4 protein-coding genes, 1 tRNA gene and 1 pseudogene are annotated in these 3,607 nt (G+C 59.8%); all 6 read left to right on the top strand.

Annotation, left to right across the window (positions count from 1 at the left end):
- The coding region (locus AC1DWI_RS16665) for a tetratricopeptide repeat protein (RefSeq protein ID WP_477725245.1) at positions 1 to 346 on the top strand (346 nt) is incomplete at its 5' end.
- Complete coding sequence (locus tag AC1DWI_RS16660; RefSeq protein WP_477668280.1) at positions 343 to 882, top strand: outer membrane lipoprotein LolB; 540 nt, start codon at positions 343 to 345, stop codon at positions 880 to 882. The genes AC1DWI_RS16665 and AC1DWI_RS16660, both read left to right, overlap by 4 nt.
- Before the next feature lie 84 nt (positions 883 to 966).
- Positions 967 to 1,902: a 4-(cytidine 5'-diphospho)-2-C-methyl-D-erythritol kinase gene (gene ispE, locus AC1DWI_RS16655; RefSeq protein ID WP_477668281.1), complete on the top strand. Its 936-nt coding sequence runs from the start codon at positions 967 to 969 to the stop codon at positions 1,900 to 1,902.
- Positions 1,903 to 1,988: 86 nt separating this feature from the next.
- Positions 1,989 to 2,065, top strand: a tRNA-Gln gene (locus AC1DWI_RS16650).
- A 225-nt stretch (positions 2,066 to 2,290) separates the two neighbouring features.
- Positions 2,291 to 3,265, top strand: coding sequence for a ribose-phosphate pyrophosphokinase (locus AC1DWI_RS16645; protein ID WP_477668282.1), 975 nt, complete (start codon positions 2,291 to 2,293; stop codon positions 3,263 to 3,265).
- Positions 3,266 to 3,375: 110 nt separating this feature from the next.
- Positions 3,376 to 3,607 (top strand): annotated as a pseudogene (locus AC1DWI_RS16640) (50S ribosomal protein L25/general stress protein Ctc); the annotation flags it as partial.

Genomic DNA, 3,607 nt, shown 5'->3' with positions numbered 1-3,607 from the left:
CGCTTACAACGCCCTGGGCTATTCATTTGCGGATCGCAGCGTGCGCCTGCCGGAAGCGCGTGATCTGATTCGCAAAGCGCTCGAATATGCGCCCGCCGATCCATTCATCAAGGACAGCCTGGGCTGGGTCGAATTCCGAATGGGCAACACCTCGGAAGCCATCAAGATCTTTGAAGCCGCTTACAAAGCCAAACCCGACGCCGAAATCGCGGCCCACTTCGGCGAAGTACTCTGGACCACAGGCCAGCGTGACCGCGCCGTGGCCATCTGGAAAGAAGGCCGGCTGCTGAGTCCCGAAAACGAGACCCTGCTCGAGACGCTCAAGCGCCTGCGCGTGAAGCTGTGACGGGAATTCGCGTCCTGCCGCCTGCACTGCGTGTCCACCTGATCCGTCTGGGCCTGGTATGCGCCTGCGCTATTGCTCCTTTTTTGATAGCTGGTTGCGCTCAACCGCAAAGGCTTTCCGGCACAAATGTCTCAAAAAATGAGCTTCGGACAGGCCGTATCAGCCTGCAGGTCCAAAGCGAACCCGTGCAGTCCTTTTCGGCCAGCTTCGAGCTCAAGGGCCAACCCGAGCGCGGCGAACTCTCGCTGATCAGTCCTTTGGGCAGCGTGCTGGGGGTGCTCCGCTGGTCGCCCGGTGAAGCCGTACTCGACTCAGGCAATGGCAAGATCCAGCGGTTTTCCTCGGTGGATGAGCTGATGGCCCAGGCGACAGGTGCGGCCGTCCCGGTGACCGCGCTCTTTGCCTGGCTGCAGGGCGACAATGCCAGCGTCAGCGGCTGGTCTGCAGACCTTTCCCGTTACGCCGAAGGCCGCATCACGGCCAGCCGGGTGCAGCCGGCACCCCCAGCCGACCTGCGTGTGGTCCTTGACCAATAATTCCGGGACGGATGTCCCGGCTTCTCCGCAAGGCCTCCTGTACCTTCACCCTCCTGGCTCCTGTTGCTTTGGCACTCCCAGTTCATGACGACCCATACCGCCCCCGTCCGATACGCCGCGCAGCCGCTCCAGGCCCTGTATGACGTGCCGGCGCCTGCCAAACTGAACCTTTTCCTGCACATCACCGGACGCAGGCCCGATGGCTACCACCTGTTGCAATCCGCCTTCATGCTGATCGACTGGTGCGACACCCTTCACTTTGAGCTGCGCCCCGATGGCCGGATCACCCGGGAAGACCTTGGCCAACTCAACGAGGGCAACCCCGGCGAATCCCAGGCCTTGCCCGCCGAGGACTTGTGTGTACGGGCGGCCAGGGCGCTGCAGGCGGCTTGCGGCACGCCTTTGGGCGTCCACATTGGTCTGCAAAAAAACGTCCCTTCGCAAGCCGGCATGGGTGGGGGTTCATCCGACGCCGCCAGCTGCCTGCTGGCGCTGCAGCGGCTTTGGGGTGTGCGCCTGCCGATCCCAAAACTGCACGCCATCGCCCTGTCGCTGGGCGCCGATGTCCCCTTTTTCCTGTCCGGCGGCCACGCCTGGGTGGAAGGCATTGGTGAAAAAATCACGCCGCTCGCCTTGCCGCCAGCCCGTTTTGTGGTGGTCAAGCCTCCTGCCGGCGTCTCCACGCCACGAATTTTCAGCGCGCCGGGGCTCAAACGCGACACAGAAACTGCTACAATCCAAGGCTTTGCTGCAAATGCTGAAGGCCCTTTGAGATCGGTTGATTTCGGATTCGGCCGCAACGACTTGCAGCCGGTAGCGCAGGAGATGTGCCCGCAGATTGGCCAGTCGATCGACTGGCTGAAAACGAAACATCTTCAAGGACGCATGACCGGCTCCGGAAGTGCTGTATTTGCGCAACTGCCGCATGGCACGGATTTGACGGATCTTTCAGGTTTGCCTGATGACTGGATAGTCCGGACATGCAGCAATTTGGAGGCGCATCCTCTGGCTGGTTGGTAAAATAACCGCTCTTTGAAATGCGCTTTCAAGCGACCTAAATGGAAAAGTTTATAGGTCTGTTGTTGGCAACAACAACTGTCCTGTGTAGGGGTGTCGCCAAGCTGGTTAAGGCACCGGATTTTGATTCCGGCATTCGCAGGTTCGAATCCTTCCACCCCTGCCAAATTATTCGCCGTGGGCCGTAGCCCCGGTGTTGCGGTCCCGCCCGGAGCGGGCCCGTGTGACTCCTGACAGACCCGCGTGATGTGTATCAGCGGGTCTGTGTGTTTTTGGAAACAGGCAAGCGGCGCTCACTGCCAAGCCCCGTTGCAGCGTGTTGTCCCCGTGCGTATTTTGCTCCGATAAAAATTTCAGCCACGTTCAAGTCCTTGTAGCAGCTGGGCCCCACATGCAACCGCACCATCCCGACTTCATGGTTTTCACCGGCAATGCCAATCCGAGCATGGCCTCCGATATCGCCCAGCACCTGGGCATTTCACTGGGTGCAGCCCATGTCGGCCGCTTTTCGGATGGCGAAGTCACCGTCGAGATCCAGCAGAACGTTCGGGCCCGTGATGTGTTTGTGGTGCAGTCGACCTGCGCACCGACCAACGACAACCTGATGGAACTGCTGATCATGGTTGATGCGTTGAAACGGGCTTCGGCCGAGCGCATCGCCGCGGTGATTCCGTATTTCGGCTATGCCCGGCAAGACCGCCGCCCACGTTCGGCGCGGGTGCCGATCACAGCCAAGGTGGTGGCCAACATGCTGCAGGCAGTGGGCGTGTCGCGTGTTTTGACGATGGATCTGCATGCCGACCAGATCCAGGGCTTTTTTGATATTCCGGTCGACAACATTTATGCGTCGCCGGTGTTGCTGGGCGACCTGCGCCAGAAGAATTACACCGACCTGATGGTCGTGTCGCCCGATGTGGGCGGCGTGGTGCGCGCCCGGGCGCTGGCCAAGCAGCTGGGCTGCGACATGGCCATCATCGACAAGCGCCGCCCCAAGGCGAACGTGTCCGAAGTGATGCACGTGATCGGCGACATTGAAGGCCGCAACTGCGTGATCATGGACGACATGATCGACACGGCCGGCACGCTGGTGAAGGCGGCTGAAGTGCTGAAAGAGCGCGGCGCCAAGAAGGTTTACGCATATTGCACGCACCCGATTTTTTCGGGCCCGGCCATTGACCGCATCGCCAAGGGCGACGCACTTGATGAGGTGGTGATTACCAACACCATTCCGTTGAGCCCCAATGCCGTGGGTTGCACAAAGATTCGCCAGCTCTCCGTGGCGCCGCTGATCGCTGAAACCATTCAGCGCATCGCCAAGGGAGAGTCGGTCATGAGTTTGTTTTCGGACCAGGACAACCTGTTCTGATCTGAAGCAAAAAGTAGCTGCCCTCGCTCCATGATGTTTGTCATGAGGCAAAAGCAGCTTTTTAAACCAGAACGAGACTGGTCGCGGTCCGTTCTTTATTGGAGTTGATTATGAAATTCGTCGCTTTTGAGCGCGCAAAGCAGGGCACGGGTGCGAGCCGCCGTCTCCRCATCACCGGCCGTACGCCCGGTATTGTTTACGGTGGCACCGGTGAACCCACGCTGATCGAGCTCGATCACAACGCGTTGTTCCACGCCATCAAGAAAGAAGCGTTCCATGCTTCCATCCTCCAGATGGAACTGGCAGGCAAAGAACACAAGGTTCTGCTGCGTGACCTGCAAT

This window comes from Polaromonas sp. P3_C2 (assembly GCF_056402675.1).
The sequence above is the reverse complement of the archived record's forward strand: the minus strand, read 5'-3'. Positions and strand labels throughout refer to the sequence as shown.

Bases quoted from the DNA above. Each gene is read 5' to 3' on its own strand.
- ispE (WP_477668281.1), top strand. From the start codon at position 967: ATGACGACCCATACCGCCCCCGTCCGATACGCCGCGCAGCCGCTCCAG.
- AC1DWI_RS16645 (WP_477668282.1), top strand. From the start codon at position 2,291: ATGCAACCGCACCATCCCGACTTCATGGTTTTCACCGGCAATGCCAAT.